The organism is Niastella koreensis GR20-10 (assembly GCF_000246855.1).
Lineage (GTDB): Bacteria > Bacteroidota > Bacteroidia > Chitinophagales > Chitinophagaceae > Niastella > Niastella koreensis.
On sequence record NC_016609.1, the window covers coordinates 479510 to 495885 of the forward strand.

6 protein-coding genes are annotated in these 16376 nt (G+C 46.1%); 2 read left to right on the forward strand and 4 right to left on the reverse strand.

Annotated features, from left to right (window positions below; all coding sequences use genetic code 11):
• Positions 1-443: 443 nt before the first annotated feature.
• Positions 444-3704, reverse strand: a complete 3261-nt coding sequence (locus NIAKO_RS01970) for a TonB-dependent receptor (RefSeq protein WP_014216711.1) — start codon at positions 3702-3704, stop codon at positions 444-446.
• Positions 3705-4251: 547 nt separating this feature from the next.
• On the opposite strand from NIAKO_RS01970, the gene NIAKO_RS01975 reads away from it, so the two are divergent.
• Entirely contained in the window at positions 4252-5454 is a 1203-nt protein-coding gene (locus NIAKO_RS01975; RefSeq protein ID WP_014216712.1) for a bifunctional 3,4-dihydroxy-2-butanone-4-phosphate synthase/GTP cyclohydrolase II, read from the forward strand.
• A gap of 64 nt (positions 5455-5518) precedes the next feature.
• Here NIAKO_RS01975 and NIAKO_RS01980 read toward each other — a convergent pair whose 3' ends face one another.
• The 3 genes from NIAKO_RS01980 to ggt form a co-directional block, all read right to left on the reverse strand.
• Complete coding sequence (locus tag NIAKO_RS01980; protein ID WP_133055298.1) at positions 5519-10264, reverse strand: translocation/assembly module TamB domain-containing protein; 4746 nt, start codon at positions 10262-10264, stop codon at positions 5519-5521.
• Positions 10265-10971: 707 nt separating this feature from the next.
• On the reverse strand, positions 10972-11523 hold the full coding sequence (locus NIAKO_RS01990) for a DUF1572 family protein (RefSeq protein WP_014216716.1): 552 nt from the start codon (positions 11521-11523) through the stop codon (positions 10972-10974).
• 64 nt (positions 11524-11587) lie between these two features.
• On the reverse strand, positions 11588-13297 hold the full coding sequence (ggt, locus tag NIAKO_RS01995; RefSeq protein ID WP_014216717.1) for a gamma-glutamyltransferase: 1710 nt from the start codon (positions 13295-13297) through the stop codon (positions 11588-11590).
• Between the two features lie 457 nt (positions 13298-13754).
• Here ggt and NIAKO_RS02000 point away from each other — a divergent pair, with 457 nt between their 5' ends.
• Complete coding sequence (locus NIAKO_RS02000) at positions 13755-16295, forward strand: M14 metallopeptidase family protein (RefSeq protein WP_014216718.1); 2541 nt, start codon at positions 13755-13757, stop codon at positions 16293-16295.
• The last annotated feature ends 81 nt before the right edge of the window (positions 16296-16376 follow it).

Sequence of the window (16376 nt, forward strand, 5' to 3'; positions counted from 1 at the left end):
GTTGTTTCCTGAGAAAAAACATTTGCTCCAAAACAAAACAGTGCCAGGAGTAGCATAAGAGTGCATCTTCTCATATTAACTTGTTTGGTTTTAATTCAGGTGCAAAGAAACAAGGCTGCTATTACGTTAATCTCAAACTGGTTATTACCAAATGATTAAATCTCGTTTGGTAATAGTTGTTTCAGTATTTTGATATTGGGTGTTAACGCTTGTTTCTCAGGCATAATAGGCAAGTACCGTTGTGGCAGAAGCATCAATAATCACTGATATAAAATCACTTGGCAGTCAAATATAGAACGAAAAAGAATTCAAAATGAAAAATGTTAAAGGTACGTTAGTGAAGTGTGCATATGTTAGATTCTAACAATTGTTAGAATCTAACATATGCATAAAAAAGGGTCCCCTGCATGCAGGGGACCCTTTTTTATGCATATGGATCTTTATCAGTTGAAAATGTAACGCAATCCTAATTGAATTCCCCAGGTGCTGGTGGTGGAATAGTTAGGTTGATAACCTTTTACCGGATTGGCCGGATCGAATGTAAATTTGGGTGCACCCGGATTAAATCCGCCTGGTACGCCAAGGATACCCATGTCCTGGAAGGTGCCAAAGGTATAATTATACCGGTAACCCCAATCACTGTTCAACAGGTTTAACAGGTTAATTACGTCTATGCTGGCCTGTAAGGTATGTTTGGTGGTTCCTGTTCTTAAAATAAAATCCTGTAATACCCGCAGGTCAAGGCTATGGTTCCACGGAAGGGTAGCGCCATACTTTTTCATGTATTCGCCTTTATGGTTCTTCAGGTATTTATCATTGTTGACGAATGCAAAGAACGCATCGCTTTGTTGTTGCGCCGTATAAGTTTTACCGTTTAAAGTGGCTCCTTCTACAAACGTAATTTCAGAAGGGTCTTTTGGTATATACAGCACATCATTGCTTTGGCCATCGCCATTTATATCACCACCATACCGGTAGCTGTACCGCTCCTGTGGTTGTGCGGTATAGAAGATGCTAAAGGTAGTGGCCAGCTGGTTGTCGGCATATTCAAGGCGGTACGATCCGTTAACCACTATGCGGTGTGGTATGGAATAGTTGGAAAAGCCGATATCGGGTTTATTGGGATTGAAGGTGATGTTATTGGTGTTGAAGCCGCTGCCGCTTTGGTCTGAACTGCCTATAGCCACTTCTTTTGCCAGGGTATAGGTGTAAGCGATCCCTGCTTCCCAATGACTGGCAAAAGATTTTTGTAACTGGGCGGTTAAGGAGAGGCTGTAACCTTTGTTGATGTTGTCCATAACGATCATCTGGTTTACCAGCGCATTGGGTCTTGCCGCAGCGGCATTATTAAATACAGGCCGCTGATCGGTCCCGTTATTCAGCGTACCTGACTGCGGGCCCAGGTTGGCATTACGGAAATACACGTTGTTCAGCATTTTGGTATAAATGGCTTCGAACGTAGCTGTAAAACTATTGGCAAAGCGCTTGTCAACAGCGAGGTTCGAGCGCCAAACCTGTGGCATTTTAAAGTTCTTGTCGGCTGCACTAAAGGAGGAACCAGACGGAATGCTGGTGCCTACCGCAGGTGGATTTTTGGGAATATAAGTTGTTCTGTCTGTGTTATAATGAATATTAGCCAGGTCGGCAGCGCTGGCCTGGTACAGGGCACGCACAACACCATCGTCACCCACCTGGTTCACCAGCCAGATAAATGGAATACGGCCGGTAAAGATGCCGGTTCCACCGCGTACGATCCATTCTTTATTACCCTTTACGTCGTACGTAAAGCCTAAGCGCGGTGACCACAGTGGTCTTTGTTTTGGCCACTTGCTGACATCAAACTGTTCATTGTTCCCATTTTCGTCTTTAAATACAACCTGCTCCAGGGCAGGGTTGCGGGGTGGAGTGTAAGGATACATGGGCAGATCCATACGTAAGCCATAGGTGATCTTTAACTTATTGGAAACGGTATACAGGTCCTGTACATAAAAGCCTAATTGCGAAAACTTTGCTTCCGGTACTTTTATGCCCAGCGGATTGTTGGGGTCATAAGCTACAGCGAATACTGCAGGCGCTTTATCGGTCAGGAAATCATTCATCGAATTATACCGGTAATAGGCAGGACCGCCGGCGCTGGTGAATGAGTTGGCAAACTTCATGGCATCGAAACTAACGCCACCTGTAAAAGCATGTTTACCCATGTTGTAAGTAACGTTATTGGCAATGTTAAACGCTTTGTCTTCAATTGAATTCTTGTAAGAAAACAGGTCGGTGCCCAGGGAGATATATACGTTATTGGGATCACGCATGATGTCGACAAACGGTTCATTGATGTTGGGGATACGCTCCAGGTTATTGCTGGTATAAGAGGCTATTAACTGGTTGCTCCAGCTGCTGTTGAAGGAGGAATTCAATTCCATTACCCCCGACCATACTTTTACATTGTTCTTGAAGTTGGTGCCAGTGTAAGCCATTCCACCGGTTGAACCACCACGACGGCTGTTATTGATGCGGTTGGCCGTAACACCGGTTACGCTCGATGCATTCACCATGTCATCGTCGTTGGTTTCTGAAGTGGTATAGCGAAGGGTTAACCGGTGTTGATTGGTAATATTCCAGTCAACCCGCGCCAGGAATTTTTTATTGTCGGTATTAAAATCATAACCCTGATAATCACCCGGGTCGTAGTTAAATTTACCCTTTACGTAGCTTCTCACGGCGTCGAGGTCGCCGGCCAGTACAGCTGTGGAGTTGGGGTTCTGGTCGGTACCATCTGTTTTGGCAACATAGGTTTGGCCAGGCTGCGTTCTTTTTTCCGATTCAAAGTTGGCAAAGAAGAACAGTTTGTCTTTAATAATAGGGCCGCCAATGCTGGCGCCGTATATTTTGGTAGAACGGTTGGCATTGGCTACCTCTGTTCCTTTAACTTTTTCACCATTAAAATTCTGGTTTCTGTAATAACCATACACGGTCCCATACCAGTTGTTGGTGCCTCTCCTGGTTACTGCGTTGATGCCGCCGCCTACAAAACCAGTCTGGCGAACATCGTAAGGCGCAATATTCACCTGAACCTGGTCAATGGCATCAACAGAGATCGCAGAGGAGGCGCCACCAGGCACCAGCCCGTCGCCGCTGCGGCCAAAGTTATTATTGAACAACGAACCATCGATGGTAATGTTATTGAACCGGTTGTTCATGCCGGCAAAGCTTGTTCCGTTGCTTTGCGGGGTTATCCGGGTGAGGTTGGTTAAGTTGCGCCCTACGTTTGGCATGTTTAGTACCACCCGGTTGCTGATGTTGGTGGAAGCGCCGGTTTTTTCGGTAACACCCCTGCGGCCTGCCGTTACAATTACCGAGCTCATTTCTTTATCCGACAATTCTGACTGCAGGTCGAACTTTTCACCCAATGGGATATTTATATCGCCTTTTTTGTAGGCCGCATAGCCTACATAGGTAATGGTTACATTGTAAGGGCCGCCGGGCGGCAGGCTATTCAGGTCAAAAAATCCTCCGGTTCTTGTGATCGTTGTAAAAACTGAACCTGTTGGTTCGTGCCGTAGCACTACAGTAGCGCCTACCAACGGTTCTCCCTTGCCTGATTTTACTGTCCCTGTCATGCTACTGGTTGTTACCTGCGAATACCCATTCAGTATTCCGGAACCCAGCAACAAGAGGGTTAATACATAACTCGTAAAATTTCTCATATATGCGACATTTGATTTTGGGTGATCATTAGTCCATGTGAGTACAGGAAAAAAATAGTAGATTATTGGAGGGGGTCGAAAAGTGTACTGGTAGGATAGCTATTATCGGTGCAGCAAATGTAGCCGAAATTAAAATCAACGCGTGAACCTTTCATCAAAAGCAGTGCACAGATTATTAACGCTAACAGTTATCCCTGAACTTTATCCGGTTGCCTGCGTTGTTTTTTTGTGCAAAACGGGTTTCAGTATGATATAGAGGCAATTGGATTATTTAAAAGGCTGCATGAAGGTGGAACGTCAAATAAATAAAATGGCCGGTTAGCAGGCAGGCAACCGCAACCGGCGGCAGCCCGTAAAGAAGTAGGAGCGCCAAAATAATTGAACAATTCAATAACCGGTGCGTTATATATCAGTCATAGAAAGCAAATAATCAGGTAATTATAAGTATTGGTTAAGGTATGACCGGCTTTTCGGCCGCCTTTCCCCGCTCATTGGTCCGGGCTGTTTGCTTCCCTGTTTTAATTAACTTTGCCGAAATTTTGATAACATGTTGGATTCCATAGAAAGTGCCATTGAGGATATAAAAAATGGCAAACTGGTAATAGTTGTGGATGACGAAGACCGTGAAAACGAGGGCGACTTTTTAACCGCCGCAGAAAATGTGACCCCTGAGGTAGTGAATTTTATGAGTAAATACGGTCGGGGCCTTATTTGTGCTCCGCTGGAAGAGGACCGCTGTGCGGAATTACAACTCGACCTGATGGTTAATAATAATACGGCCCTGCACGAAACGGCCTTTACCGTATCGGTAGACCTGCTGGGACATGGCTGTACTTCCGGGATCTCAGCCCACGACCGGTCAAAAACCATCCAGGCATTGATTGATCCCAACACCAAACCCGAAGACCTGGGCCGTCCGGGACATATTTTCCCCCTGCGGGCAAAAAGAGGCGGCGTTTTACGCCGGGCCGGCCATACCGAGGCTGGCAACGACCTGGCCCGACTGGCCGGTTTCAAACCCGCAAGCGTGCTGGTTGAGATCATGAACGATGATGGTTCTATGGCCCGACTGCCCGAGCTGGAAGAAATAGCCAAAAAATTTGACCTGAAACTGATCTCCATAAAAGACCTGATCGAATACCGGTTAAAAACCGATTCACTGATTGAAGAAATTGTTCGGGTTGATATGCCTACCAAATTTGGCAATTTTAAACTGATTGCCTTTAATGAAAAGGGCACTAACAACGAACACCTGGCCCTGATAAAAGGGGAGTGGCAGAAAGACGAGCCGGTACTGGTTCGGGTGCACTCATCCTGCTTTACCGGTGATATCCTGGGTTCTATGCGCTGCGATTGCGGCGAACAACTGCACGCTGCCATGGAGCAGGTTGAAAAAGAAGGTAAAGGCGTTATCTTATATATGAACCAGGAGGGCAGAGGTATTGGCCTGGTAAATAAACTGAAAGCTTACAAGCTGCAGGAAAGCGGTTTTGATACGGTTGAAGCCAACCTGCACCTGGGTTTCCCGATGGATAAACGCGATTATGGTATTGGCGCCCAGATCTTACGTTACCTGGGTATCAGTAAATTACGTTTGCTGAGCAACAACCCAAGAAAACGCGCCGGTTTACTGGGTTATGGATTGGAAATTGTAGAAGCTGTTCCTATTGAAGTAGTGCCCAATCCGCATAACGAGAAATATCTTACTACCAAAAGAGATAAACTCGGTCACGAGATTTTAAAGAAGTAATTTTTCCTTGCTGAATTTAATGCGCCATTTTAGATTGCCATCTCGTTAACCCGGGATGGCATTTTTAATTACTGCCGGTATCTGTTCTGGAGGTGTCGTTAACGATCGGCACCCTGATCTTTTTCTTTCTGTCGGCACGCCACAGATCGCTCAGGCGTTCAAAGTCGCGGCGATAGCTGATACTGGCGCCGGAACGGTTTTGGCGGGCGCCTGTACCGGAAAGGTAGTTGTAGGAGTCGCGGTAAAAGAAGGTGAGCACCAGCTTACCATCCTGGCGTATTTTCCAGTCGGCCGAAATATCGGGCAGAAACTGCAGGTTCTTGGTGGCCTGTACCTGTTGCGCCGATAAGCCAAAGTCAACGGCGCTGCCAAATGTGAAGGTGAGCCGTTCGTTCAAAAAGCTTTTACCGATATTGAAGTTGAGGTTGGTACGGTCAATGGTCAATTTGTTGGTTTGGTTAATGTTATCAACCAGGTTGCTGCCATTGTACAACTGGGCATTGAAGTTTACCTTAATGCTTTTATCGTTAAACAGTTTCTGGAAGATGCTGGAGAACTGTTTACTCAGGGTGCTTGACAGTACCCCGGAGATACTGTTCACTACCACGCCGCTGACAATGTTATTACCCAATGCGCTCTGGTTGTTGGCTGATGATACCGGGCCAAAGCTGTTGAATACGATCAGGAAGGCTACCTGTTTGTTCAGCTCGTTCTCATCACGGCGGATGAGTTGCAGAATGGCCTGGGCATCGGGGTCGTCTTTTAACGGGCTGTTGGGTGGCAGTTGTATGTCGAACTTAATATCAGGCTTCATGAGGCTTTGGCTCAGCATGGTTTCCACAATTACCTTTCCGCGCGACTTGCGTACATTGGAGTTGGCGATGGTAACCGCATCTGCTGCCAGATCGCTGAAGCGTACATCGTTGGCTTCGTATTCTGCAACGATCTTGATATTGGCATCGTAAGGATTGCCCTTCCATTGAATATAGTTGCCTGCATTCTCCTGCAACTTGAAGGGTTTACGCAGCAGGGATTGAAAGTTGAAATTATAATTACCCCTGTCGATATTATACACCCCGTTGATGGTAAAATCGCCATCAGTGCTGGCATCTATTTTAAGATTTCCATGCCCGTTAGCCTGAATGATATCGCCGGTAAGTTCATCGATGATCACATACATGTTGGCAAAATTGTTGGCGGTTACATCCAGCGACACCGTTAGGTTGCTTTCTTCTGCACTGCGTACGGCTTTCATTTCGGTACCATACTGCTTCCATACAATAAAATTGGCCTGTCCGCTTTCCCGGCCGGTTGTGGAACGGATAAACAGTTTGGAACTATCGGCAGGTTCGCCGCGCACATCCAGCTTCATGTCTTCCAGTGGCCCGGTGAAAGTGGCATTGGCTTTGGCAAATACTGTCCCAAAAAATGGGTCTTTGCTGGTATTGTTGGTATTCAATACCAGCAACTTATTGGTGCTAAGGGCAAAATCAAAATACAGGTCGTCAAAAGCCTGGTGATGTAAAACACCCTTTGAAATACGACCGGTATTGCCAAATTCATCTTTAAAGGCAAAAGAGCCAAAGTCGATGGCGCCATCTTTAAAATCAAAAACGGCCGATGGTATTTTGTACAATACGTTGGTATAGATCACCCGCAATTCCCCATCGTGCAGTTGTATCCGGCCCAGGTATTTCAGGTTATTGGCCGGACCTACTATGCGCAGCTGGCCGGTAGCATAACCTTTAAGGTCGGAGAATACATCGTTCAGGTATTTATCAAGCAGGTTAATCTTGGTGTCCTTGAAGTTGCTTGTGAGATCCAACGGGGCCGTATTGGCTGTATCAGACAGATCGTATGCTCCTTTTACATCAAAATTGTAATTATCGTTTTCTGAAACGGTGCCAAAGTTCACTTTGCCGGAGCGTTTGCTATAGCTGGCGGTTAGTTTCAATTTACCGATGGAATCGTTATCCAGCCGGAACTGTTCGGCCTCGCCCTGCATGTCAACAGACAATTTGCCAAAGGGATCAATAACGTCAACATCGGCAGTCAGCAATCCTTCCAACCGGTTATCGGGCACTACATACGGGGCAAAATCGCCAATGTTTACTTTGGTAAGCGCAATTTTTATATCGTTGGTATTGCCTGTGTCTGAAGGTTGGGTGGTAACCAGTATTTCCTGTTGGCCATTGTAAATTTTTACCCCATCGGCCGATACCAATTCTTTACTCAATACCAGTTCGCCGTTCTTTTCAATGGTCCAGTTCTTGCCATTCACGTCGAAGTTCGATTCGTTGAAGGTAATGCGCACCCCGGAAGGCATGGTTTGCACCCGGGCTGCCAGGTCGGCCGAGTTAAGTGTTTGGTTGGCGGCTGTTTTTAACTGCACCAGCGACATATCGTTTGCCGACCGGATCCGTAAATCGGTCCCGGGAAAATGCAGGCTGTCGTTGATGTATACATCCGCAATGGAGCTGGTGAGCGCCAGGGTATCGTAATTCCCGGTGCCTTTCAGGTTCAGGTTATAAAAAAGAATGTTTTTATAGCCAAACTGCGGCACTTCTGCATTCAGGTCGAGCTGGTTTTCCTTGCTGTTGATGCGGCCGGAAATCGTACTGTAATTGAAACCACTCAGGTTTTTATCGATGAAGCTCATGTATTCATCCACTTTTTTGGTGGTGAAAACAAAGCTGAAGTTCTCATTCTTTGGTTCTTTTTTCGACGGTTTAATGTAGCTGGGATAATATTTATTCAGGAACGATCCTACGGCAGCAGGCAGGTCCTTGATGGAGAATTCACCAACCAGCACCCCGTCAAACTCATTACTTACCACTTTAATTACTTTGTTGGTGCCCTCCGCTTTCGATTCAATACTTAATGAATCGAACGAAATGGGTTTGCTGTTCTTCAACACGGAAGCCTCGTAAATGCGGGCGGTACCCAGGAAGTTGTCGATATTGTTGCCGGTAAAGTTCATCCTGAACTTACCTTTTACTTCAATACTATCGTTGGTGAGTTTTACATTATGCAGATCGGCCTTGCTTACCTCGGCGTCGAAATTAAAGGTAGGCACCTGTTTGCTGAAGTCGATCAACCCGTTGAGGCGGGCCATTAAATTGGGATCATTGCTAATCACTTCCCCATTGAACAGGCGCTTGGCCACGGTTCCTTTTACAACAATGTTCTGGTAGTTGTAGCTATTTACATCCAACGAACGAATAAATCCGTCGAGTTTGGCATTGAGGGTAGATGGCTTTAGACCATGGCCGTTCACTGAACCTTTGAAGTTGATGATGCCAACCTGGGGCGCATCCAGAAACTCACCCAGCGCAAAAGACCTGGTTTCAATGCCGCCGGTATAAATGGTGGGCGCATTGTCGGGGAACTTCATATTTACGTCGGTTACCAGTACACCCAGTTTGGTTTCTATGGTGCCAAAGGTCACAAAGTCTTTTATAAAGCCGGTGAAGTTACCCTTGAAGCGTACGAATTCGAGTTTATCGAGCCGGGGCTGCTCAATGTCTTTCAGATCGGGAATAATAGCAACGGCATCACGATAGGTAGTGCGGAATTCGTTTGCTTCAAAGTCGATATAGAATTTATCGAAATTGGTCATACTGTTCAACCGGATGTTCCCGTTGAGGTAAGTATCCTTTCCGGCTTCAATAACCAGTTTGCGGGCCGTGAGGTTTTCGACGGTGCCTTTTACTTTACCGGTTAGCCTGATCTCTTTTTTCCAGTTTAGCAGTTCGGGCGCAAAGTAGGCAATGTCGTCGCTGTTTATTACGGCATTCGTCATGTCTCCTTCCATACGCACTTTGTCAACAAAGTCGCTCATGTCGTCGAAGGTGGTATAACGCATGGCAAAGAAGTTCTGCAGGTGGCTGCGATTGGTTTGAATATCGAGCCGGGCAAATTCCATGGCTTCAGGATGCCATTTAACCCGGGCATCGAGTTTTTTAACAACGAACCCGCTGCGTTCTTTGGTTGAAAGCTTTAAAATAGTGGAAAGGGTATCTTGTTTGAGCGCTACTTTATCAAAGGTGGCATTGATATCGGCAAACAGAATGTGGTTACCATCAAAATATTTATAGGGCTGTCTGTCGGTATGTACATCGCTGGAGAAGGTGCCTTTGTGCAGGGTAAGGCGGGTAACGGCAATATCCCAGTTGCCCGGGTTCCAGCGCAGGTGTTTGGGATCGTTTATGATAGCCGTGGTATCGTCCTTGGGCCGCAGCGAATCGGGCCGGTTGCCATCGTAGTTGTAAATGGCGAATACCGGTTTATCGATGTCGATGGTTTTGATGTGGGCCATCCGTTTCTTCAGGTTGATCCCTTCGGCGTTTACATCCATGGACGCCAGCTGCAACGTCATGTTTTCACCGCGCCAGCCATCCACCTGCATTAATTTAACGTTGCGAAACTCTACTTTTTGGAGGTCAAAGTCGATGTTATCCTGCTTTTTAGGCTCCTTTTTTTGCGGACTGCTGAAATAGTCGGCCAGAAAGCCATAGTTCCAGGTGCTGTCGCTGCGTTTTAACTGAATGAGCGCATTCTCGAGGCCGATATATTTGAGCACTACCCGGTCTTTCAGGAAGAACCAGTCGGTAAGGTTCACTTTTACGGCGCCCGCATACAACAGGGTGTCGTTGTGCTGGTCGTTCACCAGGGTGCCTTCCAGCACCATTTTATTGAATAAAGCGAAGTCAACGTGTTTGATGCGAACCGTGGCGTGGAGGTTTTTGGAAAGTTTGCCCGTGACCTGTTTAACCAACCAGTTTTGAACCGGGGTGGTTTGAATGGACAACCATACCAGTATGATCAGGCCGATCAGTACCAGCAGGATGGTCCGGGATATTTTCCAAAACTTTCTCAGGGTTGGAGCGTATTAAATGTAAAAATAATAAAACAGTTTTCTAATTGGCGCAAAATCAATACCAATGAATTGCTTTTAAGCAACTTTTCATTGCATTTAACATGCCTGAAAACGCTTGTGGCGACAATTTCTGTATTGTACATACGTAAAATGGATGGCAAGGTTGGTTATTTCGTTGGTTTTTAACGGAAAAATGGGCCAAATGGTTCAAAAAAGGTAAACAGGGTAAATGGGTGGTATGGGTCGGGGAGATACGACCGGATCTGGCGGGTAAGATAGGTAAAATAGTTGGACGCTACAAGGTGTGTGATTACTTAGAGTTGACCAGTTAACGTGTTGACCAGTTGATCAGGAATACAAGTTGATAGGGTTGACACGTTAACAGGTTGACAGGTTAATGTGTGAGGTGTGGCCCGGTAGAATTATGAGAAACGTTGATCAGGTTGACAGAGTTGCTAGGGTTGATAAAGGAGAGAAAGAAATGAAGAATGAAAAATTTGGAATGAGAAATGAGGAAGGAGTTGACCAGTTAATCAGTTAACCAGGAAAAAGAAGGTGGAGGCCCCGTTGCCGCGTCGTGCCCTTTGCCTTTTTCACCACTGCCTGCTGCCCATTGCCAATTGTTTATTGCCAATTGTCTATTGATTTTTCGCCGGGTCCTTCACGCCATCACTTTTGTTATACGCCTCTGATTTACCCTTTTCAATCGACTGGCTTTGCCAGCCGGCGCCTTTGATCTCTTTGCCAATGTACAGGATCTGACCTACATGGTAGGGGTAGTGAGCCAGTTGGCGGTTGATGGCATCGATTACCAGTAATGGCTCTTCACGAATGTAAATGGTTTTTAACAGGTCGTTTTCTGTGAGAGAAGTAAGGGCGTTCAAAAAGCATTGCCAGCCCTTTTCCCACAACTCCAGCAACTGTTGTTTGGTGTATTTGTGCACTTCAAATTCCTCATCCCGGTTCCGCCAGGCTTTTTCCCCATCTTCCGTGAGGAAGTTGGTCCAGCGGCTGAGCATATTGCCGCTCACATGCTGAATGATAACGGCAATGCTGTTGGATGCTTCATTGGAGGCATAATGAAAATCGGCATCTGTTAACTGCTCGAAAGTTTTTTCGCCCAGTAATTTATAATAGCGCAACCGCCTGATGGCGGTTTGCAAATATTCTGTTCCTAATGTGCCAGCCATACAAAAAATGTTTTATGTAAGTTACTGAATCGGCAATGGAGAAACTTCCCTTTAGGGGCCGGGGTTAATAACCTGCCGCCGCGTCATCGCCACGGTTATCGGCCACTGCTTCAATTTTACCGTTCTCAATTTTTATTACTTCGGTACGGCCGATATGACCGCGTTGGACAACCTTGTATCCCATTTGCTGTAACTGCTCCCGTACGGCTTGAGGAAATTCGGCTTCTACATCAACCTGGTCGGGCAGCCATTGATGGTGAAATTTGGGTTTGTTCACTGCATCGTCTGGGCTCATATCAAATTCAAGAATATCTACCAGCGTTTGAAACACAGAGGTGGTGATAGTAGTGCCGCCTGGCGTACCAACCACTACATAAGGTTTGTTATTTTTTAAAACAATAGTGGGTGTCATGGAGCTGAGCATGCGTTTGCCGGGAGCTATTGCATTGGCATCGGCGCCTACCGCTCCGTACATATTGGGTACGCCTGGTTTTATACTGAAATCGTCCATTTCGTTATTCAGTAAAAAGCCGGCGCCGCCTACTACAGTCTTGCTGCCATAACCACCATTTAGGGTAGTGGTCACTGATACCGCGTTCCCGTCTTTGTCACATACACTGAAATGCGTGGTTTCTTCGCTTTCGGGGATTATACCAGCCTGAATTGCCTGACTGTTACCGGCTGTTTTCGGGTTATAATCCTTCATTCTATCAGCAGCATAAGCTTTGCTGGTGAGTTTTTTTACCGGCACTTTGTAAAAGTCAGCATCACCCAGGAATTTAGCGCGGTCTGCATAGGCGCGGCGTTCAATTTCGGTCATCAGCTGCACAGCCTGGGCCGACAAAAATCCATATTCCTTCACCGGCTTATCTTCGATCATATGCATCATTTGTGGTAACAGCACGCCGCCGCTGCCTGGCAGCGGCATAGTAATTATCTTATATGTTTTGTAGTCAAAAACAACCGGTTCGCGTTCTTTGGCTTCGTAATTTTTCAGGTCCTCATAGCTGATGATCCCATTGGCGCGTTTCATTTCTTCCACGATGAGCCGGGCGGTTTCCCCTTCGTAAAAACCCGCTTTGCCTTTATCGCGAATGCGTTTCAATGTATTGGCCAGGTCGTGCTGAACCAGGGTATCGCCGGCCTTCCATTTGGTTTGTTTTACAAAAACAGGAATAACTGTATTGTATTTGGTAAAAAGCGCTGCTGTGCCATTCAGGCTTCTGGCTTCACCTTCGGTTATGGCAAATCCTTTTTCGGCCAGGTCAATAGCAGGCTGGATTAACTTTTTAAAAGGCAGTTTGGCGTATTTCATACAGTCGAACAAACCCGCAATGGTGCCGGGAACGCCTGATGATAAATGACCATTCTGACTTAATTCTGTTTGGGCATTGCCTTGTTTATCGAGGTACATATCACGGTATGCCTTAGCCGGCGCCTTTTCGCGGTAATCGATGGTAACGTTTGAACCGTTTGCCAGTCTGATGACCGTAAAACCACCACCGCCAATATTCCCTGCTGCGGGATAGACTACAGCCAGCGCCAGCTGTGTGGCAATGGCCGCATCAATAGCATTACCGCCCTGTTTCATAATGGCAACGCCAATTTCACTGGCCAGCGGGTGGGCCGAAACAACGGCCCCGGTTGAACCTGTTATCTTTTTTTGTATAGTGTATTCATATGGGTTAACAGGCACCGATGTGCCGGAACGCTGACCGAAACAGGCCATGGACAACAGGACTAACGGAAATGTGTATAAAAAAGAAGCTTTCATATTGAACAAAAGTTGAGTAGCTAAAATTAACGAACCAAAATTAGCTACTCGTTTTTTTTATTATTGAGTTAAATGTTATAATTTTAGAACACTAACAAAAACTGTTTACGGGGACCAAACCACATGAGCTTATGAGAAAACGCAATTGTTCACAGCGTATAGCAACCTTCCATGTATCATCTCAGCTCCCATGTGTTTTGCGGGTTTTTGCACCCATCACGTTATTCAGACAGGCCGGGGATATTTTCAACACTAATTTTTACGCAGACGCTTCCATAAACAGCAGACAGGTCAGGTAGTGACATCTGCCCAATCACAATGATCACTAGCGCAAGTTATACTTGTGTCATTATAAACTCTTAGTGGTCACATGAGAAAATAAAAGCATTTCACCACGGTGAGGTGCTTTTTTCTTTTAACCCCGATTTAGTTACTTTCACAGTACATTCTTGCAATTATGACGAAAGTTCCTGCTTGCGTAGCATTGTTTTTGATCATCTCCGGTTTGGCTTTGGCACAGGTAAAATCGCCCGATCAGTTCCTTGGCTATAAATTAGGTTCCCGGTATACGCCCCATTTTAACATAGTAAATTATTGCAGGCAGGTAGCTGAAACGGCCCCGGAAATGGTAAAACTGGAACAGTATGGAACTACCAATGAAGGCCGCCCCTTAATATTATTATTTGTAACAGCGCCCGCCAACCTGGCCCGCCTGGAAGACATCAGAAAAAACAACCTGCGGCTGGCGGGCATGAGCCCGGATAAAATGGCCCCTGATGAAAAAGGACCGGCCATTGTTTGGTTGAGTTATAATGTGCATGGCAATGAAACCTCTTCCTCAGAAGCAGCCCTGCTTACCCTGTACGAACTGGTAAACCCGGCCAATGCAAAAACAAAAGAGTGGCTGCAGCACACCGTCGTTATTATAGATCCCTGTATTAATCCCGATGGCCGCGACCGGTATGTGAACTGGTTTAATTCTGTAGTGGGCGTGAACCCAAATCCGCAGCCCTTTACCCGCGAACATACAGAACCCTGGCCAGGCGGCAGGGCCAATCACTATTATTTTGACCTGAACCGCGACTGGGCCTGGCAAACGCAGGTTGAAACGCAACAGCGCATTATAAAATACAATATGTGGTTGCCGCAGGTGCATGTTGATTATCACGAACAACTGTATAACAATCCATATTATTTTGCGCCGGCTGCAGAGCCCTACCATGAGGTAATAACGCCCTGGCAACGCGAGTTTCAAACGATCATAGGAAAGAACAATGCCCACTATTTTGACCAGAATGGCTGGCTGTTTTTTACTAAAGAGCGTTTTGATCTTTTCTACCCCAGTTATGGCGATACTTACCCGCTGTACCGGGGTGGCATTGGGATGACCTTTGAACAGGGAGGCCATAGCCGCGGCGGCGCCGCCGTTATCAATCGCGATGGCGACACGCTTACTTTGTGGGACCGCCTGTACCATCACTTCACCACCGGTATGAGCACCATTGAGACGTCAGCACAAAATGCAACAAAACTGGTGCAGGAATTTAAAAAGTACTACGACAAAGCGCGCACCACCCCGCCCGGTGAGTTTAAAGCGTATGTAATAAAAGCAGATGAAGGTTGTAAGATTGTAAGATTGCAACAATTGCTTAACCGTAATAATATAGAATGGTGCAAAGCTGTAAATGCCAGTTATACCGGCATCAATTATTTTACCGGTAAATCAGGAACGGTAAAAACGGATAGCCTTGATATTGTTATCAATGCCAATCAACCCAATGCCAACCTGTTGAAAGTTCTTTTTGAGCGTAATTCTCACCTGAGCGACTCGGTTACCTATGATATTACCGCCTGGTCAGTTCCTTTTGTATACGGCCTCACTACTTATGGATTAAGCAACTATGTGAGTGGGGTTACAAGAACGACTGAACCGGATAAACCCAAAGTAAAAGCGTTGAATGGCGAGAACAGTGTGGCCTGGTTGATTCGCTGGAATGGGTTAAACAGTGTGCAGTTCCTAAGCGCCATTTTACAGAAAAAAGTAAAAGTGCGGTATGCCGAACAACCGTTCAAGGCCGGCAATGAGGATTTTGACAAGGGCACACTTATTATAACCCGCACCAGTAATCAGTCGCTGGGTGCTTCATTGGGCGGAATTATCAGTGCCGCTGCACAAAAGGCCGGTATTGGTTACATCTCCGTTTCATCTTCTTTTGTTGATAAAGGCTTTGATTTTGGGTCAGAAAAAGTACACGGTATGACGGCCCCAAAGATCGGGTTGCTGGCCGGTGAAGGCGTTTCTTCATTAAGTATGGGTGAAATATGGCACTTCTTCGATACGCAGATCAATTACCCGGTAAATATTATTTGGGCAAATGATTTGAGCAAGAACATGCTGCGCGAGCTGGATGTGCTCATCATGCCCGATGGTAATTATCGCTTTCTGGCAGACCGCACGATGAACGATGCCCTGAAAGACTGGGTGAGCAGTGGAGGCCGGCTGATAGCCATCGAAAGCGCCGTAGGGCAACTGGCTTCCGCCGAATGGGGTATTAAAATAAAGAAGAGCGAGGACGACAAAAGCGATAAACCCGATGACAAAAAAGAAGATTACAGTATGCTCCGTCGCTATGAGAACCGCGAGCGCGATTTTATTCCCGGGTTCAATCCCGGTTCCATTTACAAAGTGGAACTGGATAACTCACACCCCCTGGCATTTGGTTACGATGATGCGTATTATACCCTCAAACAGGATAACACCATTTTAGAGTTTTTTAAAGATATGGGCTGGAACGTAGGCGTGATAAGGAAAGACAACCAGGTAGCTGGTTTTGTTGGCTCAAAACTGAAGGATAAGTTGAAAGACGGGTTGTTATTCGGGGTGCAGGATATGGGGCAGGGCAATGTAATTTACCTGGCCGATGACCCGCTGTTCAGAAGTTTCTGGGAAAATGGAAAACTCCTGTTCAGTAATGCGGTGTTTATGGTAGGACAATAGAAATGTTGGATATTCAATATTCGATATTCTTAGTGTTAAAATTTACCAGCGGATTGGCACACTCACCTTCATTACGTTATT

Bases quoted from the DNA above. Each gene is read 5' to 3' on its own strand.
- NIAKO_RS01970 (WP_014216711.1), bottom strand. From the start codon at position 3,704: ATGAGAAATTTTACGAGTTATGTATTAACCCTCTTGTTGCTGGGTTCC.
- NIAKO_RS01975 (WP_014216712.1), top strand. From the start codon at position 4,252: ATGTTGGATTCCATAGAAAGTGCCATTGAGGATATAAAAAATGGCAAA.
- NIAKO_RS01990 (WP_014216716.1), bottom strand. From the start codon at position 11,523: ATGGCTGGCACATTAGGAACAGAATATTTGCAAACCGCCATCAGGCGG.
- ggt (WP_014216717.1), bottom strand. From the start codon at position 13,297: ATGAAAGCTTCTTTTTTATACACATTTCCGTTAGTCCTGTTGTCCATG.
- NIAKO_RS02000 (WP_014216718.1), top strand. From the start codon at position 13,755: ATGACGAAAGTTCCTGCTTGCGTAGCATTGTTTTTGATCATCTCCGGT.